This is a genomic window from Polynucleobacter sp. JS-Mosq-20-D10 (assembly GCF_018687755.1).
Classification (GTDB): Bacteria; Pseudomonadota; Gammaproteobacteria; order Burkholderiales; family Burkholderiaceae; genus Polynucleobacter.
Genome location: NZ_CP061305.1, coordinates 949,326 through 975,945 on the forward strand (window position 1 = coordinate 949,326; position 26,620 = coordinate 975,945).

Genomic DNA, 26,620 nt, shown 5'->3' on the forward strand with positions numbered 1-26,620 from the left:
AGATTACTTCTTAGCGTCAGCAGCTGGAGCAGCAGGAGCGGCTGGAGCAGCAGCAGGAGCTTCAGCAGCTGGGGCAGCAGCAGGAGCAGCAGGAGCAGCTTCAACAGGTTTTGCTTCTTCTTTTTTACCGCAAGCGGCCAAAGCGATTGCCAACATTGCTACGAGTGCTAGTGACTTCTTCATTTGTAATTTCCTCTTAAAAAATATCATTAATAACCGGTTATGAATACTTGGTAAGTGCAGGGTTAGACCCTAAGTACTTTCCAGCATGCATTATAGCCATCTACGAATTGAGCCTTAAAAAAGCAGCCATCCGGCCTCAAAAGCCTCAAAAAGGCTGTTATTTAATCCAATTTTTTCCAAGGAGCCTGTGAACTGTTTGCTACTTGCCAGCGAGCGCCAGGCGGCTTGAGTTGAGGCGTTTTGACCGTCGGTCATCTCTTCACCGTTACAGTAAATTCTTGTGCCCAAAGCGAGAAGCCTTGTATAGGGGTGTGCGTGTAAGGATTGCTGATTAAGCTGGTGTCTAAATTGCTCGGGCGAAAGTTCGTTTGCTAGTCCATCAAAGAAGGCCTGGGGCTTTGGTTCGCTGAGATAGGCGGCTATGCCGGGAAGAAATGTTTCTACGCGATCGAGTTTTAAGTCTTTCAACTTTTGCGCTACTTGTACGATGATTTCGTCCGGAAGTTGTTCGGCACAATGAGTTGCCGCTTGCTTGGGATCTGTAAAGTGCTTATTAAGCCCAGGAATATCTTCAAGTGACTCAGCCAAACGCCATAAGCCTTCTTGCAAGATTTCTTTATAGCTTTGCGATCTAAAGCCAACTGACCAAGTTTGACAGCCTGCGTCCAAAGCAATCCCATCATGAGCAACATGGGGTGGTAGGTAAAGCATATCGCCTGGCTCTAGATCCCACTCCTGCTCTACTCTAAAGTCCTGCAGAATTTTCAAGGGGAGATTTGGATTCAGAGTTAAATCCTTTTGCTCAGAAATGCGCCAACGTCTGCGTCCCGACATTTGAATCAAAAAGACATCATAAGAATCAAAGTGTGGACCTACGCCGCCGCCAGGGCCAGCAATGCTGATCATCAAATCATCTAAGCGCGCATCTGGAATAAAGCGAAACCAAGAAAGTACTTTTGCGGCTGCAGGATGTTTTGCCTCCATACCTTGAATCAGCAGCGTCCAATCCGTCGTCTCGATAGAGGGGATAGTTTTCTTTTTAAATGGACCATTTGAAAAAGCCCAAGGATTTGCCTTAATTAATCTAGACTCTACTGCATCATCACCTGCTATTTCGAACAACTCTTTAGGCGATATCGAGCAACCCAAGGGATCACCAATTTGTTTGGCAAGCTCAAAGGCGGGAATGGCACCTCGCACTAAAAGCGGTTTCTTTTGCCAATAGGATTTCATGAACTGTTGAGGGCTATTACCCCCCAAAAGAGCCCATGGGCGATCTAGCGGTAGTTTTTGGGGTGCCTGCGGTGGATCGTAGGCCTTGCTCAAGTAAAATGCTGTCATATCAGTAAGAAGCTGTTTAAAACACAATGTTGAATGAATTACGCATGAAGATCGAAAAAAATACCGTTGTATCCCTGCGCTACAAATTAACTGATGCACAAAATAATATTATCGAGGAACCAGACTCTCCGATGGTATACCTGCATGGCGGATATGAGGGCACTTTTCCCAAAATTGAAACCTTATTGGATGGTCAGGATGTGGGCTACGAAGCCAGCATTCAGCTTGAACCTAGCGAAGCCTTTGGAGAGTACGATCCTGAGTTACTCAAGATTGAGCCACGCGCACGCTTTCCTGAACCTTTGGAAGTCGGTATGCAGTTTGAGGGTATTCCTGATGAAGAGGGGGAAGACTCTGGTGATGAAGAGGAGGAGCCCTTGATCTACACCGTAACTGATGTGGCTGATAGCCAAGTCGTTTTAGATGGGAATCATCCGCTTGCTGGCATGGCTTTGCGCTTCTGGGTTCAGGTGGAAGATATTCGAACTGCTACAGATGAAGAGATTGAAAATCGTCACCCTGTAGGTGCAGAAGCATTTGCATTTGGGATGCCTGATGATTTGGATGACGCTGAGGATGACTTTACTAGCGCAGTCTCTAACCCAGGCAGCTCATCACCAACTCTGCATTAAGACCAAAACTACTCCTTAAGCCACTCTTTTAAAACGCCGAGCTCACGCTTAGTATCGCTAGATTCGTCGGTATGTGATGACGGCATATTGCTCAATTTCGCTAGCGCTTTTTCAAGTGCAGCGATCTTAGCCTCTTGTTCTAGAGTGGCATCAATTAAACCTTTTAATGCCATAGAAACTGGATCATCTACGTTTGGCGTTACGCCATAGGCTGAGAAGTATTCTTTAGCCTTGCTGTCTGGAGTGCTGGCCTGGGGCAAATCAGGATGCAAGACGCGCGCAGGAATTCCCACGGCAGTTGCTCCAGCCGGGATTTCTTTTAGCACTACCGCATTAGATCCAACTCGGGCACCATCGCCAACAGTAAAGCCCCCCAGAACCTTAGCTCCGGCACTAATGACTACGCCTTTACCTAAAGTGGGGTGACGCTTTACACCTTTATATAGAGAGGTCCCACCTAAAGTAACGCCTTGATAGATGGTGCAGTCATCACCAATTTCAGTAGTCTCTCCAATCACAATGCCAAGACCATGATCTAAAAATACCCTACGACCGATCTTGGCTCCAGGATGAATTTCAATACCAGTAATGAAGCGGGCCAGCATCGATAGAAGGCGCGCAATCCACTTTAACCCCAAGTTCCATAGACCATGTGATACCCGATGTATCCAAACAGCATGTAAGCCTGGATAACAGGTAATGACCTCTAAGCGATTTCTTGCGGCAGGGTCACGAACAATGATGGAGTCGACTTGGTCGAAAAGCGAATTAAGCATAAATTGATTTTAACGGGTAATGCCCAATCTATTTTTTCAAGAGCATCTGTTTGGCAATGCCACGGAGCAGGTCGATTTCTTCTTTATGGAGGCGCGTTCTGGCAAATAGCGCTTGTAAGCGGGGCATGAGCTTTTTGGGATTAGTGGGATCAAGGTAGCCAATGGCCTCTAGCCCCTCACGCCAGTGCTCCAGCATAGCAGCTACAGCCGCAGGATCTGCATAATCTTCCGGCTCAGCATTAGGGCCTAAGATCCCAAGCCCCAAATCTTCCCCCAGCGATTCTCTGAGGGTGAAGGCGCAAACCATAATGGCTTGGGCGAGGTTCAGGGAGGGATAAAGTGGGTTTGCATCAAGCCATACGCGATGGGTGCACAGTGAGAGGTGGTGGTTATCTAGCCCGGTGCGCTCTGGTCCAAAGAGGAGTGCGACTCGCTGATTACCCGCAATAGCTGCCTGAACTAGTGGGCGAGTATCTTGCCAATTTAATGCTGGCGGCCCAAATTCACGATCACGACTGGTGAGTCCTAAGACAAGAGTGCAGCCTTGAACGGCTGATTCCAAAGACGAAGTCTCATGACTGGACTCCAGGACATCGACCGCACCACTGGCTAGAGCAATTGCCTCAGGTGCCTGTGCAACCCCAGCAATCTTCGGTGAAATCAGATGGAGATCACTAAACCCCATGGTTTTTAGTGCACGCGCTGCCGACCCCACGTTTCCTGGGTGGCTGGTTTCAACTAAAACCCAGCGTAGTAACTGTGCTTGTGAGGCGTTCATATCAACCGGAATTCTCTATGGGCATGGGTGTTCAATGTAGCAATCGTTTAGAATCAGGGTGTTAGCTCCTTATTGTCCCGCAGTTTGCAATTTAGTGAGCTTGTTCTTATTTAATTTGTCCATCAATACTATGCATCCCATGTTAAATGTGGCCGTTAAGGCTGCCCGTCGTGCCGGAACCGTGATTAATAGAGCGTCTCTGAATTTAGAGCGACTTCAGGTCGACCGCAAACAACATAATGATTTCGTAACTGAGGTGGACAGACAGGCTGAAGCAGCCATTATTGAAACGCTCAGCGAAGCCTATCCTTCGCACGGTTTCTTGGCTGAAGAAACTGGCGCTCAAAACGCTGATGCTGAACATGTCTGGATCATTGATCCGCTGGATGGTACAACCAACTTTATCCACGGCTTCCCTCAATATGCAGTTTCCATTGCACTATCTGTAAACGGGGTAACCCAACAAGCAGTGGTGTATGACCCGACTCGTGATGAGCTGTTTACTGCCACGCGTGGTGCAGGTGCTTATTTAGATCGTCGGCGTTTGCGTGTTGCCACGCAAGATCGTTTGGCCAATTCATTGTTGGGTACTGGTTTTCCTTATCGCGATGATCAAGATATAGAAAAGTATTTAAAAATCTTTGCAGATATGTCCCGCCAATGTGCCGGTCTGCGTCGCCCTGGCGCTGCATCTCTTGACTTAGCCTATGTTGCTGCTGGTCGTTACGATGGGTTTTTTGAGAGCGATCTCAAGCCATGGGATATGGCTGCAGGCGCTTTATTGATTACTGAGTCTGGTGGACTTGTCGGCAACTACCGAGGCGAAGAAGGATTCCTGCAAAGTGGTGAAGTGATGAGTGCAAACCCACGTATCTTTGCTCAGATGGTGCAGTGTTTATCCAAATACTCCAGCTGTTAATTAGGCGGCAGTATTAAGTTTTGATCAGGTCGGTGTAATGTACGCCGTCTTGATTAATGAGTAGGGCGCTTGCGCGTGGTCGCCCACTTTCGGGGTGATCTAAATCCCAGTCTGATAAGACCCAGCGTTGCCATTCTTGATCTTGTAGATGTTCTTGGTGGTGTTTAGGCAGATGAGTATGTCCATGAATCAATTGAGTGCCAGATTGATCTCTGAGAACTGCTGCGCAGGCAGTCAAGGTGACATTGGTTTTGGCTTTTGCCTCTTCAATAGAGAATTGCATTGACCGTTGATATTGAACACTACTATTGCTGCGCAGGTGATTAGCAATGGAGCGGCGCCAATTCAAAGGCATTCTCAAGAATAGTTTTTGGATCCAGGGTTTACGAACCCAGCTACGGAAAATTTGGTAACCAATATCTGCCGTGCAAAGTGAGTCGCCGTGACAGAGAACATATTCAGAGCCAGCAATATTGATCTTGCTAGGGTCAGGCATGAGGGTCATGCCTGTTTTACTTAAAAAATGCTTGCCAACTAAAAAGTCCCGATTACCGTGAAGGTAATAGGTTTTTACTTTTGTGGACAGTGTTGCAAGCGCATTTTTTACCTCTTGTTGAAAAGGTGAATGTAAAGCGGCATCATCCCCAACCCAATACTCAAAGAGATCACCCAGGATCAATACAGCCTCTACCTTGGGGGCATCTTTTTCGCAAAAATCAAAGAATCGTTGCGCCGTCAATGGCATTGACGCCGTAAGATGTAAATCAGAAATGAGCAGCGCGCTCGCGTATTGCGGAATCATTCCTCGAGAACGCTTGCCTTTTCAATGAGGACATCTTCTGCAGGAACATCTTGATGAAAGCCGGAATTGCCTGTTTTGACTTTGCGAATGGCATCAACCACATCAAGACCATCGGTGACTTTGCCAAAAACAGCATAACCCCAACCTTGAGCATTGGGAGCGGTATGGTTTAGGAAGTCATTGTCATTGACGTTAATGAAAAATTGCGCTGTCGCAGAGTGCGGGTCGCTAGTTCGAGCCATAGCCACTGTGCCACGTTCGTTCTTGAGACCGTTGTTTGCTTCATTCTCAATTTGGGCGCCAGATGATTTTTCTTTTAGGCCAGCAGTCATGCCACCACCTTGAATCATAAAATTATCAATCACGCGATGGAAAATCGTGCCATCGTAGTGACCACTTTTGACGTACTGCACAAAATTGTCAACAGTCTTTGGCGCCTTAGTGGCATCCAGTGTGAGTGTGATATCACCCTTATTTGTTGTGAGTAGAATTTTGGTCATGATGAATTCACTTTCTATGTGTCAGTGGGTAAAAATACTAAAAAATTATTTTGAGACAGGCGCCATTGGAGTAGTCACCTTTTTGGGTGGTTTTAGTATCTCTATCAATGCTTTTGCGCGGTTGGTATATTGACGTTGATTTAAGACTGCATCCTTCGCGGCATTGTCATATGCCTGAGCAGCAAGGCGAATATAGACCTCGCCTAAGTTGGCAGAGGCAACTGTATAGCTGGGGCGTAATTTTAAGGCGAGCTCTAAATAATCCCTTGCCTCAATCCAATTGCCTTGGTTTGCTGCTAGTGCAGCTAAGTTGTTGTAAGGCTCAGGTAGCTCTGGAAACTGTTGGGTAATTTCAACTAAGGTCTTTTTACCTTCTACCCATTGGCGCATTTCAATCTGCATACGCGCCTTGACGTAACGTAACTGCACATTACCCGGTGTTTTCTTCAGTTGCTGATTAATACTATCGATGGCTTCAGGATATTTTTTGGCTTTGACTAACTTTTCAATATCGGACGGAACCCCATTTTTAGTTACGGGATCAGGCTCAATAATCAAAAAGGATAAAAATGGAACAGCAACAGAGTCTGATAGCTCAGCGTTAAATGGATCGTATCCAGCATCATTACCGGCAAGTCTTGGAGGGTCATTGGGGCCGTAAGATCCTAAATAGGGCGCTTGAGTGCCTTGAGCACTAGCGGGGGCACTATTGAGGGCCTTAATTTCAGCCTCTGCTAACTGTTGCCCAGGAGTGCTGCAGCCTGCAAGGAGCAAAACAGCAAAAATGGCGCATAAGCCATGCAGCTGAGCTGGACGTAGTAAAAAATGGTTAGCTAGCATAGGGTTCAGGGTTAAAAACGGGCTCATTCGATATACTCAGCGCTCAGTCTAACAAATTGGCGCTACCTGCCCACCTTTATAGCCCTTATGCTGCAAATCTATAACACTCTCAGTCGTTCTAAGCAGGCCTTTAAACCCATTGAGCCGGGCAAGGTGAAGATGTATGTCTGCGGAATGACGGTTTATGACTTTTGCCATATTGGTCACGCCCGAGTGATGATTGTGTTTGATATGGTGGTGCGCTGGTTGCGAGCCAGTGGTTATGAGGTTATCTACGTCCGCAATATCACTGATATCGATGACAAGATCATCAATCGTGCGATTGAGAATGGCGAGCCTATTTCTGTATTAACGCAGCGTTTTATCGATGCGATGCATGCCGACTCAAATGAATTGGGCTTGATGCACCCCGATCATGAGCCTCGTGCAACCGATTACATCGGGCAAATGCAAGGCATCATTGGCCGCTTAATTGAAAAAGAATTAGCCTATCAAGGCGAAGATGGCGATGTCAATTTCGCCGTTCGATTGTTTCCAGAATACGGTCGCCTTTCCGGTAAATCTCTAGATGAATTAAATGCTGGTGAGCGTGTTGCTGTTGGCGGTGGTAAACGAGATCCATTGGATTTTGTTCTATGGAAGAGTGCTAAACCAGAGGAGCCTGCTGATACGCGTTGGAAATCCCCCTGGGGTGAAGGTCGCCCTGGATGGCATATTGAATGTTCCGCAATGTCATGCGATTTGCTAGGCGAGCATTTTGATATTCATGGTGGTGGTGCAGATTTGCAGTTTCCGCACCATGAAAATGAGATTGCTCAGAGCGAGGGGGCTCTTTACGGCCAAGATCACCAGGCTAGCGATGAACCTTTTGTAAATTACTGGATGCATAACGGGCATATTCGGGTAAATGAAGAGAAGATGTCCAAGTCATTGGGTAATTTTTTCCTCATTCGCGATGTCTTGAAGAGCTTCGACCCCGAGGTCCTGCGCTTCTTTATGTTACGCGCCCACTATCGCAGCCCAATTAACTATAGTGATGCACAACTTGAAGAGGCTCGCGCTGGCCTAGTTCGTCTTTACACGGCTTTGGCGCAAGTTACATCAGTCGATAAACCTGTAGACCCCCATTCAACATGGTCTCAGCGCTTTACTCTTGCGATGAATGATGACTTTAATACACCTGAGGCAATAGCAGTCCTGTTTGATTTGGCTAGTGAGGTGAACCGTGCGCAGGGCGAAGAGAAGGTACGGTTGGCTAGCGCTCTCAAAAGCTTGGCTGGAGATCTCAATTTCTTGCAACGTGACCCAATCGTATTTTTGCAAGAAGGATCCCGGGGTGGTGATACTAGCTTATCTGCTGCTGCTATTGAAGAGCAGATTGCAGCACGAGTCGCTGCTAAGCTGGCTAAAGATTTTGCTAAAGCAGATTTAATTCGCAAGACTTTATTGGATCAGGGCGTAGTATTGGAGGATAAGCCAGGCGGCATTACTGAATGGCGCAAAAGTTAATTGAAGAATATTTATTTTGAGTAAAGTTGCACAGCAAGTCATCATTGAAGAGGTTGCCCCCGATTATTGGGAGCAAGCTTGTGCTGAGTTGATGAAACATGATCGTATTTTAAAAAAACTGATTCCAAAATACGGATCAGGTTTTTTGCGGACACGCGGTGATGCATTTACTACTCTAGCAAGGGCCATTGTTGGCCAGCAAATTTCGGTTGCTGCAGCTCAGTCTGTCTGGACTAAGGTTTTGTTAGCATCTAAAGATAAGGTAAATCCTAAAAATATTCTTTCCTTAAGTATTGAAGATTTGCGTTCAGCGGGATTATCGGGTCGTAAGGTGGAGTACATTCGCGATTTGGCCGAACACTTTGATTCTGGTCGTTTACATGCCAATCAGTGGAAGGGTATGGAGGATGAGGTCATTATCAAAGAATTGTGTGGGATTCGGGGAATTGGTCGCTGGACAGCAGAAATGTTCCTGATTTTCAATATGATTAGGCCGAATATCCTCCCCTTAGACGATGCTGGCCTGATTAAGGCTATTTCCCTCAATTACTTCAGTGGAGAGCCTGTGAGCAGGCATGAGGCCCGTGAAGTGGCTGCAAATTGGGCTCCCTGGCGCACGGTAGCAACTTGGTATATGTGGAGAAGTATCGACCCCAAGCCCGTTGAATATTAAAATTAAACTATGAAAACGACTTTCCTGGATTTTGAGCAGTCAATCGCCGAATTAGAGTCAAAGATTGAGGAGCTGCAATTTGTGCAAGATGAATCATCAGTAGACATTTCTGATGAGATCAAAACGCTGACTGAAAAAAGTCAGCAATTAACTAAAGATGTCTATGCCAATTTAAGCCCATGGCAAGTTTCTCAAGTGGCGCGTCATCCTCAGCGTCCTTACACATTAGATTACGTCGGTGCATTGTTCACCGATTTTCATGAGCTTCATGGTGATCGTAATTTCGCAGATGACCAATCCATCATTACTGGCTTAGCTCGTTTTCAGAATCAACCTTGCATGGTCATTGGTCACCAAAAAGGCCGTGACACCAAAGAGCGTGCCTTAAGAAACTTTGGCATGAGTCGCCCCGAGGGTTACCGTAAAGCAAAGCGCGTCATGCGCTTGGCAGAAAAATTTAAATTACCAGTATTTACCTTTGTCGATACACCGGGTGCATTTCCTGGGATTGATGCGGAAGAGCGAAACCAATCAGAGGCAATTGGTCACAACCTCTATGTTCAGGCGGAATTAGAAGTGCCGATCATCGCTACCATTATTGGTGAGGGTGGTTCCGGTGGTGCACTAGCGATTGCAATGGGTGATGTGGTGATGATGTTGCAAAACTCAACCTACTCGGTAATTTCACCTGAAGGCTGTGCATCCATTCTTTGGAAGACGGCAGATAAAGCACCTGAAGCTGCTGAGCAATTAGGCTTGACTGCGCAACGTTTAAAGGCGATTGGCTTGATCGATAAGATCGTCGCTGAGCCTACTGGTGGCGCACATCGTGATTACGACACGATGATGAATAATATGCGCAAAGCTTTGGCTGAGTCACTCAAGACTTTTGATGGGATGAAAGTGGATGCGCTTCTAGAGCGTCGCCATGAACGCTTGATGGGCTATGGTAAGTTCAAGGAAATCGAAGTCAAGTCTTAAGGCGGCTTCACCAGCAGCCAAACGTATTGGGCTTGCCTTAAGCGGTGGGCTTGATTCGGTTGTGTTGCTCGATACTGTTTGTAAAGCCCTCAAAGCAAATTCTAATGACCCAACTGAGCTTTGGGTATTTCATATTCATCACGGTTTGCAAAAGCCAGCCGATCAATGGTTGGAGTTTTGTGAGCAGCTAGCCAAAAAATACCAAGTGCATTTTGATTTTCGTTTACTGCACTTTGCTGATCCATCTCAGGGCAATATTGAAGCCCGAGCAAGGGTGGAGCGCTACGGTGCGTTGACTGATCTATGTATTGAGCATGGCATTGAAGATTTACTGCTTGCGCACCATCAAAACGACCAAGCTGAAACTGTGCTCTTGCAACTTCTACGTGGCTCTGGCGTAGCGGGTCTCTCTGGTATGCCTCTCCATCGCACCAATGTCAAGCAAGGCGATCCAATTACTCTTTGGCGCCCTTTGCTGAATCAAAGCAGGGCAGAGTTAGAGATCTATGCTAAAGAACACAAGCTCAAATGGGTAGAGGATCCCAGCAATCAAAATACTCGCTATCGTCGCAACGCCATTCGTAAAGAAATCATTCCGAGGCTAGAGAAAATCCAGCCAGGTGCCATTGCCAACCTATCTCGCAGTGCTACTTTATTGGCTCAATCCCAAGTGTTGCTGGATCGCCTAGCTAAGCAAGATGGGAAAAATATTTTTCAAAGTAATCAGGTAAAGCTAGCGCCTCTCTTAGACCTTGCCAAGACGGACCAACCCGCTGCGAATAATGTGATGCGTTATTGGTTAAAGTTAAATGATCTAGCAATGCCATCTCAGGAACGTCTTGAGTCTTGGTGGAAAGACCTGAAGGCTGTAAAGCTAGACTCCAGCTTGGAGTGGCAGCATGATGAGGTGAGTATTTATTTGTGGCGCAGCGTCTTGCAGATAACTCAGTGCAAGTTAGGGCGGTGGGTTTTCCAAAATGTGCCCGCACGAAGTAAGTTGCTTGGCTTGTCTGCTGATTGGGTCACTTCAGCTCAAGAGCAAGGCTTGATTGAGGAAAGACTACGCCAGGGGGCAGAAAAGCTCCAAATCAAGCCAAATACCCCGCGCAAAACGCTTAAGAACCTCTATCAGGAATCCGATACGCCACCATGGGAGAGACAGGCTCCGCTGCTCTATATCAACGACGAGCTCGTAGCTGTTGCTGGGGTGGGGATGAGCTACCCCCATCTGGTCTCTGTTGGTAAGCGAGTGCTCCCCGCATGGCTTGAGAAGCCATAGCAAAGCATAAAACCCTGTAAAATAAGCCCCTTTTAGACACTAGGGAATGTAATTCCCTGTAAATAGACAATACAACGGTTTTTATGGCTCTTATCGTTCATAAGTATGGTGGTACCTCAATGGGCTCGGTTGAGCGCATTCAGAATGTCGCTAAACGCGTTGCCAAGTGGATGCGTGCTGGTCACCAGGTGGTTGTGGTGCCTTCAGCGATGTCCGGCGAAACCAATCGTTTGCTTGGCTTGGCAAAAGACATCAATCCCGATGCAAATCCACGCGAACTCGATCAAATTGCCTCCACAGGCGAGCAAGTTAGTTCCGGTCTATTGGCATTGGCATTGCTGCGTGAAGGCGTTGATGCAGTGAGCTACGCCGGTTGGCAGGTGACTGTCCATACGGACTCCTCATTTACTAAAGCCCGCATCAAGAGTATTGATGACAAAAAAATCCTGGCTGATCTCAATGCTGGACGTGCCGTAGTAGTTACTGGTTTTCAGGGCGTTGATCCCAATGGCAACATCACCACTCTAGGTCGTGGGGGTTCCGATACATCGGCTGTTGCAATGGCTGCAGCGCTCAAAGCTGATGAGTGTTTGATCTACACCGACGTGGACGGTGTCTACACAACTGATCCACGTGTTTGTGAAGATGCACGTCGTCTTGACAAGATTACTTTTGAAGAGATGTTAGAGATGGCCAGTCTAGGGTCAAAGGTATTGCAGATTCGTTCAGTGGAGTTTGCTGGTAAATACAAAGTTAAAACCCGTGTTCTGTCATCACTGACAGATCCGTTAATGCCCTTAGACCAAGAGATGAAGTCGGGCACCTTGATTACATTTGAAGAGGACAGCACTATGGAAGCCGCAGTTATTTCCGGCATCGCCTTTGCGCGTGATGAAGCAAAAATTACCGTTCTGGGAGTTCCTGATCGCCCAGGCATCGCCTATCAAATCTTGGGTCCGATTGCCGATGCCAATATTGATGTGGACATGATTATTCAGAATCAATCATTTGAAGGCAAGACAGACTTTACTTTTACAGTTCCACGAGCTGATTATCAAAAAGCATTGGACTTGCTCAAGAAGAATGTGCAAGCCCATATTGAAGCAAAAGAAATTAATGGCGACCCCAAGGTCTCTAAAGTGTCTGTAGTTGGTGTCGGGATGCGTTCCCATGTGGGCGTTGCTAGCAAAATGTTCCGTACATTGTCGGAAGAGGGTATTAATATCCTGATGATCTCCACCAGCGAAATCAAGATTTCAGTGGTGATTGACGAGAAATACATGGAGTTAGCTGTACGTGCTCTGCACAAGGCGTTTGAGCTTGATCAGAAGTAAAAGAAACCCCTCAGGAGCGGTTATCCGTTAAACTGTGGGGCGTAGTAATTGTATGCAATACGGAGACGTGGCCGAGCTGGTCGAAGGCACTCCCCTGCTAAGGGAGCATCGGGGCTAAAACTCTGATCGGAGGTTCGAATCCTCTCGTCTCCGCCAAATGCCATAGAAGAGCCCCTAACCACGGGGCTCTATTTTTTTGCCTTCTGACATTGCATTAATAGAGTTTAGTCAAGAGAAGCCCCAGATGCTTTTACGATCTTTGCCCAACGTGTAATGTCTTCTTGAAGCTGTTTAGCAAATTCAGCTGGGGTCATGTTGGCAAGCTCTACTCCAGTGGCCTGCAGCTTTTCTTTTAACTCCGGATTGGTCAGGGTTAACTGCATTTCTTTTCGCAAGTTATCGATGACTGTCTTAGGTGTGCCTTTAGGTGCAAATAAACCTATCCAAAGAGTTCCAGAGAAGCCTGGAATCTTTTCTGAGATGGATGGGACATCTGGCAGAAGGGGTGAACGCTTCGAAGAGCTTACACCAAGGGCAACTAATTTTTGAGTATTGATGTATTGCAAAACAGATGGCAAACTAGCAAAAGCAATTTGAACTTGCCCACCCAAGAGATCATTGAGTGCTGGTGCAACCCCTTTATAGGGAATATGTTGCAACGATATCCCATAGCTTTGATTAAGCATTTCACCTAAGAGATGATTTAGCGTCCCATTACCAGCTGATGCAAATTGGTAAGTCTCCGGCGGCTTTGATTTAACCAATTTTAAAAAATCATCTAGATTCTTAGCTGGAAAATTAGGATTCACAACTAGAACATTTGGAACTGATCCGACCATGGCTAGAGGAATAAAGTCATTGACTGGATCAAAACCGGGGTTTTTATAGAGGGCGGGATTAATTGCTTGAGCGCTACTAATTGTCATTAAGAGTGTATGACCATCTTTTGGGGCATTGGCAACAAACTGAGTGCCAATATTGCCGCCAGCACCTGGCTTATTCTCGACAATCACAGAGGCTTTGATTTGCTCTCCGAGTCGCTGTGCAACTACTCGACCAACAATATCATTTGTTCCGCCAGGTGCTTGAGGAACAATAATAGTGATTGGTTTATTTGGATAAGCAGCGGCTGAGCCACAAAGTAGGTAGAAACAGGTGAGGAGTCCTAATTGCAGGAGGCGATTCATTAGAGTCTCTTTGATTTGGAATAAGTTTACAAAATACCTCAAGATGATCGAACTGGGAAATGGGTGCTGACCCTTAGTTTTGTTAGGTGTATTTTCCGGTGATCCCCCCATCTACTACTAGTTCTGTTCCGGTAATGTAGGCGGCTGCATCCGATATCAGAAAGGCGCAGGCATGAGCCACATCCCATGCTGTTCCTGATCGGCCCATAGGGACTTGCTTATCCCTAGCAGTACGAGCCTCGTCCAGACCATTTTCAGAGAACATCTTCGCTACAGTGTTGGCAATGCGTGGGGTATCAATTAAACCAGGCACTACCGTATTGGCGCGGATGCCTTGACCAGCATACTGTTGAGCGATCATCCGAATAAATTGGGTATTGGCAGCCTTAGTGACACTATAGGCCAAATGCGGGTAACCCATGTACCGCATTCCAGCTACCGATGAAATGGCGATGATATTTCCCGTACCTCGGGAAGCCATTTCAGGCAAGACCTCTTGGGCTGCTAGCAAGAGGCTGCGAACATTTACCTTATGAATGCGATCAAAATCTTCGGCGCTTGTTTCCATGGGCCCACCAACTTTACCGATGCCTACGTTGTGATGCAAAACATCAATAGGTCCAAATTGATTACGGGCTTCACTAAAGAGCCTCTTTACTTCATCCTCTTCAGAAACATCGCCGACAAAAGTCTGTGCAATGCCACCTTCCTGCAGAATGATCTTGGTGGTTTCTTCTGCGGAGCTTGCATCTCGATCCACTACGCAGACTTTGGCACCCAGTCTGGCATAAGTGACACAAGATGCTCTACCAATACTCCAACCTGGTCCAGCGGAACCACCGCCAGAGACAAAAACGATGCGACCAGTGAGGTCAAGTGGTAAGCCGGGAGGATGTGCAATTGAGCTCATTTAATGATGTAGTCCTACGGTCATGCCACCACAAACATAAACTACTTGGCCAGTAGTAAATCCGGCACGTTCATCTAGTAGTGAGGCAACAATATGCGCCACTTCTTCTGGTTGACCAATGCGACCCAGGGGTACGCTATCTAGAATTCGTTGCGTTGCAAGTGCGCCCGGAGGGTTTGCACTCTGAAAGAGCTCTGTTGCAATAGGGCCGGGTCCAACGGCATTCACAGTGATGCCATCAGCCGCAAGCTCTAAAGCCAATGTGCGCGTGAGCCCTAGCAAGCCCGCCTTAGAAGTGGCATAGGCAACTCGCTCTTCTTTCCCTAAAGCTGCGCGACTAGAGATGTTCACAATTCGTCCAAAGTGAGCCGCTTTCATGGCGGGGAGAAGTTCCTGTACGCAAATAATCGCTGCTGCGACATTCACATTCATCACTGCATAAAAATCTTCGATGCTGGTATTTTCAATGGTGGCAGGGCGCACAATACCCGCATTATTGACTAAGCGGGTGATTGAGTACTTTGATGCCACCTCTAACAGTGCACTACGCAACTCTGTTTGATTTGAGACATCAACTCCATAGAAATTCTCATGACCAGCACTTTCTTTAGGGGCTATTTTGTCAAAGTTAATGACATGCATACCATCAGCAATCAGGCGATCAGCAATTGTTCGACCAATACCGCGGCTAGCGCCTGTAATCAATACACACTCTCTTGCTGTTTGAGCTTGAGGGCCCATCCTTATCCAATCTTATTGGCACCATCCACGAAGGGAATGGCATGTTCAACGGTATCCCAAATAAAACGACCGGAGGGGCTCTGTTGCTCTTCAACAATATGGGCTACCAAACCTGCTGAGCGCGAGATGACGGCAAAGCCGCGCATCACAGAAGTGGGAATGCCAATCTCACCAAGTAGCGCAGCTACCGCACCAGTAGCATTGATCGTAATCGGGCGGCCAGCCACTACATCAACGGCTTTGGATAGAATTTCCAGTGCGCGGATCTTATCACCCTGAAGATCTGGTTCAGCCCGACCCATTTCCAATAATTTGTATGCACGTGGGTCCACTGGTTTATGAAGATGATGCCCAAATCCCGGAACTGCTGCCTTGATTGCTTTGTAATGTTGCGCTATGTCCAGTGCTTCGGCATCAGGGTTACTTGCAGCTGTAATTCGATCTAACAAGCCGGAACAATTTTCCATAGTGCCAATAAAAGAGCTCCCGACAGCCAGCAAGCCAGCTGATACTGCTCCTTGAAGATTTTCTGGAGCGCTCATGTAAATTAATCGCGTCGCAATTGCACTAGGAGTGAGGCCATGCTCCATGAGAACAATGAGTACAACGTCAGTAATTCGGATGTCTACGGGTCGTGGAATCCTACCTAAGATTTGCATCAACATCACTTCAGTAAATGTTTTTTTCCCCATCAAGTCTTCGACAAGGTCTGCATCGCGATAGTGCAGGCTGGTAAGGGTATGAGTGCATAAACTAGTTACTGGAGTTTTGCTAGATGAATTAGTCATGATGGCTTGATTAAGAATTTATTGATGGGTTAAGAATATGTTGAAGGACGGCGCTCTTGAGTAATTTGCCCACATTGGAGCGAGGCAAACTCGCATAAAAGTGGATACGTTTTGGTGTCTGAACCGGGCCCAAGAGTTCGCGCACAAATGAAATGAGTGCTGCCTCATCAACTTGCTGACCAGGGCGAAGTTGTACTGCTGCTTGCACGCTTTCTCCCCATTTATCATCTGGAATGCCAAAAACTAGGCATTCGTGTACAGCGGGGTGTTGGGTTAAAGCATTCTCAACATCGACTGGATATACATTAAATCCGCCAGTAATAACGATATCCTTGAGGCGGTCCTTAAGATAGAGGTAACCACGCTGATCAATCAGACCGCGATCTCCAGTGTGAAGCCAGCCGTTCATGATTGTTTCCGCAGTTTTTTCTGGCATACGCCAGTAACCCGTCATGAGAAGATCGCCACGTGCCACTACCTCACCGATTTCACCTGTGGGTAGGAAACTGCCATCAGGCGCCATGATCGCGACATCGCCAAACCAGGTAGCGCATCCTACAGCAGCCCAATTTTGAGGATCTTCAAAATCCTCTGGTTTCATGACGGTTAATATTTGAGGGGCTTCAGTTTGACCATACGTAGTACAAAGTACAGGGCCAAAAAAATCACGGACAGCACGCACTTTTTCGGCGGGCATTGGTGCGCCACCATATATCAATCTGCGTAGCTTGGGAAAATCCTTACGTGAGGCATTGGGCAATGCCATCAACATGTACAGCAGTGTTGGGGGCATAAAGGAAGCAGTGCCACCGCGCTCTCTAAAGGCTGTACGAACTACTTCAGCACCAGCACCGTCTAAGATGACATGGCATCCGCCTTGCGCAAGAATGGGCAAAATATAAGTTGACGTGCCGTGAGTGATTGGCGCAGCGACAATATAGCGCTCATGCTCATCAAAGCCCCATGACTGAATCTGATTAGCAATATTAGCCAACCAGGCGCGATAGGGTTGCATTACCCCTTTTGGAGCCCCCGTAGTGCCGCCAGTAAATTTGATCGCTTGAGTAGCGTCTAAGGGCAGATCAAATGATGGAAGTGGGACGCTATCGTGTAGTTGGATCAAGCCACCCATCGTTTTGCTTGATGCCTGGGCATCATTCATGCTGGTAAGAATAAAAATACCTGGGGCATCGGTTAATAATTCACCTAAGGCTTGATCATGAATGATTAGGCTTGGTTCTGTAATGTCGATGATGCGTCGTATCTCAGGTCGGGTACTTTTAGGGTTGAGCGGAACCCATACTTTGCCTGAGGCAAGCACCGCTAATAAGGCGATGATGTGCTCCGCACTATTACCGGAACAAATTGCGACTCGGCTTTGAAGCTTGGGATCCAATTTCACGAGGGCGCTAGCAAGAGCCTTCACTTTGGACGCTAATTCTTCATAGCGAATCGGGCCAGTAGGCGTATCAATGGCTATACGATTTGGCCAGCGCAAAGATGCTCGCCAAAAGAAGTCGATTGGAAACATGCGGGGACTTCCTTCTTTTTGTTGTGTTTTATTCGGCTTTGGCGCCCGATGCTTTAACCACTTCACGCCAGCGCTTTACCTCGGCTGTTGCGAAGTCGCGCATTTTCTCTGGGGAGCCTGGCTCAGGTGTAGCCCCCAATTCTTGCAGGCGTTGACGCACATCTGGTGCTGTGAGAGCCTTATTTAATGCAGCGTTGAGCTTTTCAATAATCGGCTTCGGAGTTCCGGCAGGAGCAGCCAAGGCAAACCATGACTGTACGTCAAAATTGGGGTAGCCAGACTCAGCAATTGTAGGTACCTCGGGCAGCAATGGGGATCGTTGTGCGCTGGTAATGCCAACTGCACGCAGCTTTCCACTTTGAATATGAGGCATTGCAGAAGGGGCGTTATCAAACATGGAGTCTACCTGACCCCCTAATAAATCTGTGACAGCAGGAGCGCTACCCTTATAAGGGATGTGCAGCATTTGGATTTTGGATTGCATCTTAAACATTTCACCGGAGAGGTGAATGGATGAGCCACTTCCAGAGGACGCAAAAGTGATGCCATCTTTTGATTCTTTGGCGTAGCGCACATATTCCGAGACTGTTTTGATTGGAAGGTTTGGATTTACTACCAAAATATTGGGGATCTTGGCAATCATGCCAATAGGCTCTAAATCTTTGAGTGCGTCGTATCCGAGTTTTGGATATAGCGACATATTGATGGTGTTGGCAATTGAAAAGGCATAAAGGGTATAACCGTCAGCCGGTGACCGTGCAACGATTTCTGCGCCTACATTGCTATTGGCGCCAGGCTTGTTTTCAACAATCACTGGCTGACCCAAGGTGTTGCCTATTTTTACTGCAACTAAACGTGCCAATATATCTGTAGCCCCTCCAGCGGAGTAACCAACAATGATCTTAATGGGCTTATCAGGCCAACTTACGTTCGTTTGGGCATTTGCCACTCCTATCGTTGAGCAGGCTAGGGCAGTGAGTAATACAAGTAACCCTCTACGCTTCTCGAAATATAAAGACATGACACTCCCCCTGAATTCAGTTTTTTTAACACCCCAGAATAATATCTGGCCACAATTCATTTATAACACCGCCTCTTACCTTAGAGCTCTAGGCTCGGAGATCCTTAAGAACATCATCTCCCCTCAATTTTGGTGCAATGTGTGCAAATACAGTTCTTTCTGCACCACTATAGACATTGGCAGGGTGCAGAGTTATTGATCAACCACATATACTTTAAGCAATCACACTTATTTGTTTATGAGCCATCAGCATTATTATCTAGGGTTAACGAGCATATCAAAGGGGTGATTCAGATCAATATTCATAAAACAAAATATTGATACACTGAGTCGTAGATTGTTATAAAAAATTCCTAGGAGATTAGTTATGAAATCAATTGTTTCAGCTTTAGTCCTCGCTTTATGCTCCAGCCTTTCCTTCAGCGTTTCAGCTAAGGACACGGTAAAGATAGCCTACATTGGGCCTTTGACTGGCGGCGTATCTGCCAATGGTATTGGTGGTCGAAACTCGGCTGATCTTGCGGTACGTCTTCGTAACCAGGATCCCAATGCTAAATATAAATATGAACTTGTTTCCGCAGATGATGAATGCAAGCCAAACGTGGGCGTGCAAGTTGCTACAAAGATTGCTGCCGATAACTCAATTATTGCTGGCGTAACTCACTATTGCTCGGCAGTCGCAATGAGTACTGTGGATGTTTATCATAAATTTGGCCTGCCAGTAATGGTGTGGGGAGCAGTATTGCCGGAGATCACTTACGGCAATGACTATAAAGAGATTCATCGTGTCAATGGCACCATGATTAATCAGAATGAGGTGGCGGCTAAATTTCTTACAGGCCTGGGTTATAAAAAGTGGGTCATTATTCATGACACTACAGATTACGGTAAGGGCCATAACAAATACTTCACCCAATATTTAACCAAAAATGGTGGACAAATTCTGGGTACCTTCGGCGTTACCGCTGATCAACAAGACTTTACCGCTGAGTTGACGAAGATTAAAGATTTGAAGCCCGAGGTTGTTTATTTTGGCGGCCTAACTCCAATTGGTATTCGTATTCGTACACAAATGGACCGCCTGGGCATTAAGGCTGTATTTGAAGGAACATCTGGAATTAAGTCTGATGCCTATATTGAAGGTTTAGGTAAATTGTCAGAGGGCTCACTTTCTTTCATCGAGGGCGCTCCATGGGAGAAATTACCAGGTGGCTTGGAATTTACAGCTAAATACAACCAGCAAAAATATCCAGATGCACCTGAAGCCTATGGCCCATTTGCATATACAGCTGCTAACTTGATTATGGATGCCATTGAAAAAGCTGGCCCAAATCGTAAGAAGGTGATGGATATTCTCAACAAGACAAATAATGTTGATACGATTATCGGTAAGGTTAGTTTTGATGATCGCCGCCAGAACATCGTCCCATTAATTTCTAAGTACGTTGCACAAGATGGTAAGTGGGTTGTTTGGGAAGATAGCTTGTATGCTAAGAAGCAGCGTAAGTTAGGGCAATAAGCTCAGATTTACTGTTTTGTAACCGAAGTAAAGAGGGTAAAAGTGCATGTCGTTTGATATATTTTTGCAGTATCTGCTTAACGGCTTAATGTTAGGCGTCATTTATGCGATTGTTGCAGTGGGTTTTACTCTCTACTTCGGTGTTTTGGACGTCATTAAGTTTTCGCACGGTGATATTTTGATGGTGGGTGCTTTTGCTGGTCTCACTACATATATTGGTATAGCGGGCACCTTTGATTCCCCATGGCTGCAATTATTAATCATTGTCTTAATTAGCCTTTCAGTGGCCTCATTCTTGGGCGCTCTGATTGCTCGTTACTTAATTCTGCCTTTGCAAAAGGCTCCCCCCATCAATACATTATTAGTCACGCTGATGTTGGGCTTAGCCTTGCGCGAAGCAGTGCGCCTTTTTTACCCGAATGGCTCTAATCCAAAGCCTTTCCCGAGACTTTTACCAGTAGACGGAATCGCCCTTGGGGAATTTACCTTGCGCTCAGACAGCCTCATTTTGTTGCTAACTGGAATCATCTGTATTGTTGCTGTTCAAAGGTTAATCACTCGCAGCAAGATCGGGTTAGCTATCAGAGCTGTGGCGCAGGATAGCGAGACGGCTCGAATCATGGGGATTAACTTCCGTCAAATTGTTTTAATCACATTTATGCTTGGGTCTGCTTTGGCGGCCCTAGCTGGCTTAATGAATGGGTTGTATTACAACGAAGTGAACTTCAGCATGGGACTTTTGTTGGGTGTCATTGGTTTTTCTGCTGCTGTTGTAGGTGGCCTTGGAAATTTTTATGGGGCAATTGTGGGCGGCTTTCTTTTTGCGGCACTGCAGACTATTGGCGCTGTATTGCTACCAGCGATTTTCCCTGATGTTCCTAGTGCCTATAAGGATGTATTCGCATTTACTGTAATTATTATCATCATGGGATTAAAGCCAACCGGTTTGATTTCTGAAAAATCAAGCGAGCGAGTGTAAGAATGAAGTTATTAATTACTACTTTTATATTGAGTTTGCTCTACAGTATTTTATTGCTGGGATCAGAAAGTCAGATCGAGGTTGGCGGTCTGGTCATTCTGGCGTTTGCTGTCAGCGTTGTTGGTAAAAAGATGGGTCTGATGGACCGATTGGCTGCTGCCGTGCGAGAGCACCCGCAGTTCCCAGCCTATGCTTCGGTTGCTGGTGTGCTCATCACTATGGTGGTCTTTCACAACTCTCACTTCGCCTTACTGATGTTGGCTACAGTGCTGATTTACTCTGTAGTTTGTCTCGGTTTAAATACTCAGTTTGGGTATGTTGGAATTGTTAACTTTGCTGGAGCAGCTTTTTTTGGCATTGGTAGCTACACAGCAGCAATCTTGGCAACCTATACGGCCGTTCCGCATATCTTGATCTTAGTGTTGGCCGCAGGTGTATCTGCATTGATTGGATCGATTCTCATTTATCCGGTCTTAAGAACCCGGGGCCACTATGCGGCTTTGGTAACTATTGCATTTGGTATTTTGTTCAGAAATTTTCTAGAGGTAAACGATAGTTTAGGCGGTCCTCAGGGAATGAAGATCCCAGCCATGAATTTATTTGGCTGGGATCTCTCGAATGGAATTGAGATCGCTGGATACGAAATTTCCTTTTACATACCTTATTTGTTAATCGCTTTAATCCTGTTAATTTTGAGCTTCAAAGTTACCCGTAATTTAGAGCGTTCATGGATAGGATTGAGTATGGACATGGTGCGTACTGACGAGATTGCCGCCTCCACATTTGGTGTCAAGATTGCACATTGGAAAATTGTGGCATTCACATTGGGTAATGTGATAGCAGGCATGGCTGGCGCCCTATATGGAATGATGACTGCCTATGTAGCTCCAAATAATTTCACTTTTGCCGACTCGTTAATTATGGTCTCCATCGTTATTTTGGGAGGAATTGGCAATCCTTGGGGCATTATTCCTGCAGCAGCTATTGTGGTGATCCTCCCAGAGAAGTTGCAGTTCATTCAGGAATATCGTTTTTTGTTATATGCAATTGTTGTGATTTTAATTTTGCTATTCCGTCCTGATGGCCTATTGCCAAGAAGAATCCGAGAGTATTTCCCTGGTAACAAAGCAGGGAGTGAAAAATGAACCAAATCAAAAATAAAATTTTAGAGGCTCACAATCTGACAATGCGCTTTGGTGGTGTTACAGCGTTAGATTCTCTGAATTTGCATGTTAATGAGGGTGAAGTTCTTGGGCTCTTAGGTCCAAATGGATCTGGTAAGACTACATTCTTTAATGTGATGACTGGTCTTTATAGAGCAACCTCTGGTAATGTGACATTCAGGGGGAAGGACCTTGCTGATGCCAGCGCTCAGGAGGTCTATCGTGAGGCCATTACGAGAACCTTTCAACGATCCAGACTGTCTTTACCCCTCACCGTTTTTGACAATATTGCGATTGGTGATAATCGACGTCTAAATACTGGATTAATTTTTAATCTCTTCAAGCGAAAGCAATTTAGAGAGGAATATGACCGTGTGGTGGAGCAGGTAAATCAATTGCTTCTCACCTTTAATCCTAAATTAGCGGGAAAGATATTCGAGCCCGTTGCTAGTCTGCCAATGATTGACCGGCGTCGTATCGAGATTTGCCGTGCCTTAATTAGCGAGCCAGATCTTTTGTTGCTAGATGAGCCTTCTGCTGGGATGACCCATGATGAAACTGTTGAAGTGATGGACGATATTTTGCAGGTTCGCAGCAAAATAAAGCCATTCACAATCATTTTGATTGAGCATGAAATGGGCTTAATTCAACGTATGACCGAGCGTTGCATTGTATTAAATTACGGCAAAAAAATTGCCGAGGGTACCTACGATGAGATTGTTAATAATCCTGAGGTTCAGGTAGCCTACTTAGGACAAGAGTGATCATGAACTTGCTCAATATTCACAATATTTATACGGCCTACGATCGTATTGATGTTCTCGAGGATGTATCAATCGAAGTTAAACAAGGTGAGATCACCTGCATCTTGGGTGCTAACGGCGCAGGAAAATCAACTTTAATTCGATCCATCTTAGGACTAACGCCAGTCAATCGGGGTCAAATTCTCTTCAAGGATGTAGACATCACACATTTACCGTCCCACAAAATTATTGAGCAAGGCATTGCTTGCGTACCAGAAGGGCGGCGTGTTTTTCCACGAATGACGGTTGATGAAAACTTGTCTGCTGGTGCTTATTTGGTCAAAGATAAGAATGTAATTGAGGAGCGTCGCTTACATGTGAAGACGCTATTTCCTCGCTTGGCTGAGCGTTCTTCGCAAGTAGCTGGAACAATGTCTGGTGGTGAGCAGGCTATGCTGGCAATTAGTCGCAGTTTAATGAGTTCGCCGGATCTGCTGATTTTTGATGAACCATCATTGGGATTGTCTCCACTGTTTGTTAAAGAGAACTTCAAAATTATCAAAGAAATAAATCAGATGGGAACTACTGTGCTCTTAGTTGAGCAGAATGTGCGTCAAACTTTGGCAATTGCTCATCGAGGGTATGTCATCTCTAAAGGTCGAGTTGTTGCCAAAGGCAACGCAAAAGAACTTGCGGACAATGCAGAAGTCCAAGCCGCCTATTTTGGGTAACTGACTGTGAACGCTAAACTGAATCCCGTCGAATTAACCCAAGATCTCATTCGTTTTAATACGGTGAACCCGCCTGGTAATGAAGATCAAATCTGTCAATACTTGCAAACTCTCTTAGAGTCAGCTGGCTATGAGTGTCGTCAGGTTGAATTTGCCCCAAGACGAACAAGCTTAGTTGCAAAAATTGGATCTTGTAGTGCTGATCAACCGAGTATTTGCTTTACAGGCCATGTTGATGTTGTGCCCTTAGGTGCGCGTCCTTGGAAGTATGAGCCATTTTCTGGTCTGATTGATGACGGCAAGCTCTATGGTCGCGGTGCAAGTGATATGAAAAGTGGTATCGCTGCATTTGTAGTGGCGGGCATAGAGATGGCAAATCAAGCTAAACAAGGTGCTGGTGTGACCATGATTATTACTGCAGGTGAAGAAACAGGCTGTGAAGGCGCATTTCATCTTGCTGCAAGTAAAGAGATTGTAGATTTCTTGGGTCCTGCTGGTTGCTTTGTTGTAGCTGAGCCTACCGCTAATGAGCCGCTACTTGGTCATAAGGGTGCCTATTGGCTAAGAGCCAAAACTGAGGGGGTAACTGCTCATGGCTCGATGCCCGAGAGAGGTGACAATGCATTTTATAAGCTTGCTAAAGCGGCATTAACACTGGAACAATTTAGTTTTGATACGCCTCCACATGAAATGATGGGGCAGGGAACATTGAATATAGGCACCGCCAAAGCTGGCCTGAATATCAACTCTGTTCCGGATGCTGCAGAAATGACCTTAGATATTCGTACGGTAGCTGGGCAAAGTCATTCTCACATTTATGGCTGTTTATGCAAGGCGTTGGGCCCAACAGTACAGCTGGATACCATTATTGATATTGAGGGTGTTTTTACTCCAGCCAATGATCCATGGATGGAGAAGGTATTTGAGCATTGCACAAAAATGAATGGTGTTCGACCAATAGAGAAGACGGTTTCTTATTTCACGGATGCATCGGCTTTAAAATCCGTGATCGGTAATCCACCCACGGTAATTTTAGGCCCTGGTCAGCCTGAGATGGCTCATCAAACAAATGAGTTTTGCTATGTCGATAAGATCGAAGATGCCACTAAATTATTTGCCAACCTGATTTCTGATTGGCAAAAACCTTAAGACCGCCCATCCGCCGTCTTAAAGCATTCTTCAGCAAATTGTGCGATGTTGAGCAATTTTCCATCCTCTCTGTAATTGCCAATAAGCTGAATTCCTAGCGGTAGCCCATTGCTTGATTTTGTCACTGGAAGTGCAATTGCTGGCGCACCTATAAAGCTCCAAAGAGAGCAAAAGATGGGATTTCCAGTAAAGTTAAGTCCCTTAGGCGCCTCTCCCGTAGCAGGTGCCGCCAATATCGCATCAAATCTTTGAAAATATTCAGCCAGAGAGAGGCGTAATTTTGCTTGGAGATTTTTTGCCTTGATGTAATTACTAGCCGAACAGGTATTTCCTTTTTCTATGAGCTCTTTCATGTCGAGGCTTAGTAAATCTGGAAATTTCTCTAGATGCTTTTCATGAACTACCGCAGCTTCACATGCCATCAAAACTGCTAAAGCCTCTATTCCATCCCAGTAAATTGCGGGGAGTGTGATTTCTTCTGTGATGGCACCAGACGCATTTAGTAATGCTTCAGCTGTCATTACCGTTTTTATCTGCTCTTGGCTTAATAATTCATCAAAGGGCGTTTTTAGGATGCCAATTCGAGGTTGCCGATTTTTTAGAACCTCACTCAATGGTTTCTGAGTAAGTTCTTGTAAAACAATTGCATCTTCCTCGTCGATAGCGGTATTGCGAAGTAAGTTAAATGCATATCTCGCATCCGCCACAGATCTTGTAAAAAATCCAATATGGTCTAGTGAGCCAGAAACCGGATTGACACCTTTACGTGGAACGCTTCCAAAGCTGGCCTTATAGCCGACAACACCGCAAAATGATGCCGGCCTAATAATTGACCCTGCGGTTTGGGAGCCCAAGCCCAAGGGCACAATTCCGCTCGCTACAGCGGCAGCTGAGCCGCTTGATGACCCTCCAGGAGTGTGGGCGCTATTCCATGGATTGGTTGTGGCACCAGCTTGACGCCAAGCAAATTCAGTTGTTACGCTTTTACCAAAAATAACACCACCTAAACTACGGATTTTTTTGACAATTTCAGCATCTTCGCTCGGGACAAAATCCTTATAGATCGCCGAGCCATTACTTGTAACAAAATCTTTCGTTGCAATGATGTCTTTCACAGCTACCGGTATACCCATTAATGGCCCAGCCCCTGATTGGTGCTGAAGCTCTTGTAATGATGCTCTTACCGTAAATGCCTTTAATTCCGGCTCAATTTGATCTGCTCGCGCAGTACATTGCGCCAAATAATCGTCAACTTTGAGTTGGTTTTGTTGTATTTGCTGGCATGCCTGCAATAAATCTAAGTATGGCTTCATGTTTTTTGCATTTGTATTTATTTAATTCCCTTACTTTATCACCGTCGTCGTCTTATCGCTTTTCTAGCGCCTCTACAGCCTTTTCCTTAAAAACCTAGCTTTTTCAACCCTGGAAAAAAATTGTAAATAATGTTCACAACTTCACAACTTCTGTGGTATAGTATTGTCAAAGGAGGTGACATGAGAAGAGCGATACCAAAAACACATCAAGCTTTGGATTGGATAGGGAAGGGAATGACCGCAGCTCAGGCCGCTAGGAAGATGGAAATTTCAGAATCTAGCGTCTACGCCGCCTTAA

Annotated in this window: 27 protein-coding genes and 1 tRNA gene; 14 read left to right on the forward strand and 14 right to left on the reverse strand. The window is 45.9% G+C overall.

The features are described from left to right. Positions 1-3: 3 nt before the first annotated feature. Entirely contained in the window at positions 4-183 is a 180-nt protein-coding gene (locus tag FD967_RS04915; protein ID WP_215327013.1) for a hypothetical protein, read from the reverse strand. 114 nt (positions 184-297) lie between these two features. Continuing rightward, complete coding sequence (locus FD967_RS04920) at positions 298-1,524, reverse strand: cupin domain-containing protein (protein WP_215327014.1); 1,227 nt, start codon at positions 1,522-1,524, stop codon at positions 298-300. 44 nt (positions 1,525-1,568) lie between these two features. On the opposite strand from FD967_RS04920, the gene FD967_RS04925 reads away from it, so the two are divergent. Next, positions 1,569-2,156, forward strand: a complete 588-nt coding sequence (locus FD967_RS04925) for a peptidylprolyl isomerase (protein ID WP_215327176.1) — start codon at positions 1,569-1,571, stop codon at positions 2,154-2,156. Between the two features lie 8 nt (positions 2,157-2,164). On the opposite strand, the gene cysE is transcribed toward FD967_RS04925, so the two are convergent. After that, entirely contained in the window at positions 2,165-2,932 is a 768-nt protein-coding gene (cysE, locus tag FD967_RS04930) for a serine O-acetyltransferase (protein ID WP_215327016.1), read from the reverse strand. Between the two features lie 28 nt (positions 2,933-2,960). Beyond that, complete coding sequence (locus FD967_RS04935; RefSeq protein ID WP_215327017.1) at positions 2,961-3,710, reverse strand: RNA methyltransferase; 750 nt, start codon at positions 3,708-3,710, stop codon at positions 2,961-2,963. Between the two features lie 130 nt (positions 3,711-3,840). Between FD967_RS04935 and FD967_RS04940 the strand changes: the two genes are divergently transcribed. Further along, on the forward strand, positions 3,841-4,629 hold the full coding sequence (locus FD967_RS04940; RefSeq protein ID WP_215327018.1) for an inositol monophosphatase family protein: 789 nt from the start codon (positions 3,841-3,843) through the stop codon (positions 4,627-4,629). A gap of 13 nt (positions 4,630-4,642) precedes the next feature. Here FD967_RS04940 and FD967_RS04945 read toward each other — a convergent pair whose 3' ends face one another. Genes FD967_RS04945 through FD967_RS04955 form a run of 3 tightly spaced genes read right to left on the reverse strand, consistent with a single transcriptional unit; the run spans position 4,643 to position 6,798 of the window. Continuing rightward, positions 4,643-5,431, reverse strand: coding sequence for a UDP-2,3-diacylglucosamine diphosphatase (locus FD967_RS04945; protein ID WP_215327019.1), 789 nt, complete (start codon positions 5,429-5,431; stop codon positions 4,643-4,645). Beyond that, complete coding sequence (locus tag FD967_RS04950) at positions 5,428-5,931, reverse strand: peptidylprolyl isomerase (protein ID WP_215327020.1); 504 nt, start codon at positions 5,929-5,931, stop codon at positions 5,428-5,430. Before FD967_RS04950 ends, FD967_RS04945 begins: the two co-directional genes overlap by 4 nt. A 45-nt stretch (positions 5,932-5,976) precedes the next feature. Then, the gene (locus tag FD967_RS04955) at positions 5,977-6,798 is read right to left on the reverse strand and encodes a tetratricopeptide repeat protein (RefSeq protein WP_251369101.1); all 822 of its coding nucleotides are present in this window, start codon (positions 6,796-6,798) and stop codon (positions 5,977-5,979) included. Positions 6,799-6,858: 60 nt separating this feature from the next. Between FD967_RS04955 and cysS the strand changes: the two genes are divergently transcribed. The 6 genes from cysS to FD967_RS04985 all read left to right on the forward strand — a co-directional run bounded on the left by cysS (position 6,859) and on the right by FD967_RS04985 (position 12,703). Then, entirely contained in the window at positions 6,859-8,280 is a 1,422-nt protein-coding gene (cysS, locus tag FD967_RS04960) for a cysteine--tRNA ligase (protein WP_215327021.1), read from the forward strand. Positions 8,281-8,296: 16 nt separating this feature from the next. After that, positions 8,297-8,953, forward strand: a complete 657-nt coding sequence (locus FD967_RS04965) for a DNA-3-methyladenine glycosylase (RefSeq protein WP_251369102.1) — start codon at positions 8,297-8,299, stop codon at positions 8,951-8,953. Positions 8,954-8,962: 9 nt separating this feature from the next. After that, positions 8,963-9,934 carry an acetyl-CoA carboxylase carboxyltransferase subunit alpha gene (locus tag FD967_RS04970; protein WP_215327023.1) on the forward strand — a complete coding sequence of 324 codons (972 nt, stop codon included), beginning with the start codon at positions 8,963-8,965 and terminating at the stop codon, positions 9,932-9,934. Continuing rightward, complete coding sequence (tilS, locus tag FD967_RS04975) at positions 9,900-11,213, forward strand: tRNA lysidine(34) synthetase TilS (protein ID WP_215327024.1); 1,314 nt, start codon at positions 9,900-9,902, stop codon at positions 11,211-11,213. The genes FD967_RS04970 and tilS overlap by 35 nt, the downstream gene beginning before the upstream one ends. 83 nt (positions 11,214-11,296) lie before the next feature. Further along, positions 11,297-12,547, forward strand: coding sequence for an aspartate kinase (locus FD967_RS04980; protein ID WP_215327025.1), 1,251 nt, complete (start codon positions 11,297-11,299; stop codon positions 12,545-12,547). Between the two features lie 61 nt (positions 12,548-12,608). Next, positions 12,609-12,703 (forward strand) — tRNA-Ser (locus tag FD967_RS04985). Positions 12,704-12,771: 68 nt separating this feature from the next. Here the strand turns inward: FD967_RS04985 and FD967_RS04990 are convergent. The 6 genes from FD967_RS04990 to FD967_RS05015 all read right to left on the reverse strand — a co-directional run bounded on the left by FD967_RS04990 (position 12,772) and on the right by FD967_RS05015 (position 18,725). Beyond that, the gene (locus tag FD967_RS04990; RefSeq protein WP_215327026.1) at positions 12,772-13,734 is read right to left on the reverse strand and encodes a tripartite tricarboxylate transporter substrate binding protein; all 963 of its coding nucleotides are present in this window, start codon (positions 13,732-13,734) and stop codon (positions 12,772-12,774) included. Positions 13,735-13,816: 82 nt separating this feature from the next. Continuing rightward, positions 13,817-14,644, reverse strand: coding sequence for an SDR family NAD(P)-dependent oxidoreductase (locus FD967_RS04995; protein ID WP_215327027.1), 828 nt, complete (start codon positions 14,642-14,644; stop codon positions 13,817-13,819). After that, positions 14,645-15,385 (reverse strand): SDR family oxidoreductase, encoded by a 741-nt coding sequence (locus FD967_RS05000; RefSeq protein ID WP_215327029.1) that lies wholly within the window; start codon positions 15,383-15,385, stop codon positions 14,645-14,647. It abuts the gene before it with no gap. Positions 15,386-15,387: 2 nt separating this feature from the next. Next, positions 15,388-16,173, reverse strand: coding sequence for a citryl-CoA lyase (locus FD967_RS05005; protein WP_215327030.1), 786 nt, complete (start codon positions 16,171-16,173; stop codon positions 15,388-15,390). A 10-nt stretch (positions 16,174-16,183) separates the two neighbouring features. After that, the gene (locus FD967_RS05010; protein ID WP_215327031.1) at positions 16,184-17,704 is read right to left on the reverse strand and encodes a class I adenylate-forming enzyme family protein; all 1,521 of its coding nucleotides are present in this window, start codon (positions 17,702-17,704) and stop codon (positions 16,184-16,186) included. Between the two features lie 28 nt (positions 17,705-17,732). Next, complete coding sequence (locus FD967_RS05015; protein WP_215327032.1) at positions 17,733-18,725, reverse strand: tripartite tricarboxylate transporter substrate binding protein; 993 nt, start codon at positions 18,723-18,725, stop codon at positions 17,733-17,735. 367 nt (positions 18,726-19,092) lie between these two features. On the opposite strand from FD967_RS05015, the gene FD967_RS05020 reads away from it, so the two are divergent. From FD967_RS05020 to FD967_RS05045, 6 genes are read left to right on the forward strand one after another with little or no spacing between them, the layout of a single operon-like run. Beyond that, entirely contained in the window at positions 19,093-20,244 is a 1,152-nt protein-coding gene (locus tag FD967_RS05020; protein ID WP_215327033.1) for a branched-chain amino acid ABC transporter substrate-binding protein, read from the forward strand. Positions 20,245-20,290: 46 nt separating this feature from the next. Then, on the forward strand, positions 20,291-21,223 hold the full coding sequence (locus FD967_RS05025; protein ID WP_215327034.1) for a branched-chain amino acid ABC transporter permease: 933 nt from the start codon (positions 20,291-20,293) through the stop codon (positions 21,221-21,223). Between the two features lie 2 nt (positions 21,224-21,225). Further along, positions 21,226-22,368, forward strand: a complete 1,143-nt coding sequence (locus tag FD967_RS05030; RefSeq protein WP_215327035.1) for a branched-chain amino acid ABC transporter permease — start codon at positions 21,226-21,228, stop codon at positions 22,366-22,368. Next, on the forward strand, positions 22,365-23,150 hold the full coding sequence (locus FD967_RS05035) for an ABC transporter ATP-binding protein (protein WP_215327037.1): 786 nt from the start codon (positions 22,365-22,367) through the stop codon (positions 23,148-23,150). Before FD967_RS05030 ends, FD967_RS05035 begins: the two co-directional genes overlap by 4 nt. Before the next feature lie 2 nt (positions 23,151-23,152). After that, complete coding sequence (locus FD967_RS05040; protein ID WP_215327038.1) at positions 23,153-23,860, forward strand: ABC transporter ATP-binding protein; 708 nt, start codon at positions 23,153-23,155, stop codon at positions 23,858-23,860. A 6-nt stretch (positions 23,861-23,866) separates the two neighbouring features. Next, positions 23,867-25,009, forward strand: coding sequence for a M20 family metallopeptidase (locus FD967_RS05045; protein WP_215327039.1), 1,143 nt, complete (start codon positions 23,867-23,869; stop codon positions 25,007-25,009). Here FD967_RS05045 and FD967_RS05050 read toward each other — a convergent pair. Then, positions 25,006-26,322 carry an amidase gene (locus tag FD967_RS05050; RefSeq protein ID WP_215327040.1) on the reverse strand — a complete coding sequence of 439 codons (1,317 nt, stop codon included), beginning with the start codon at positions 26,320-26,322 and terminating at the stop codon, positions 25,006-25,008. The two genes, FD967_RS05045 and FD967_RS05050, sit on opposite strands and share 4 nt — an antisense overlap. Positions 26,323-26,620: the final 298 nt, after the last annotated feature.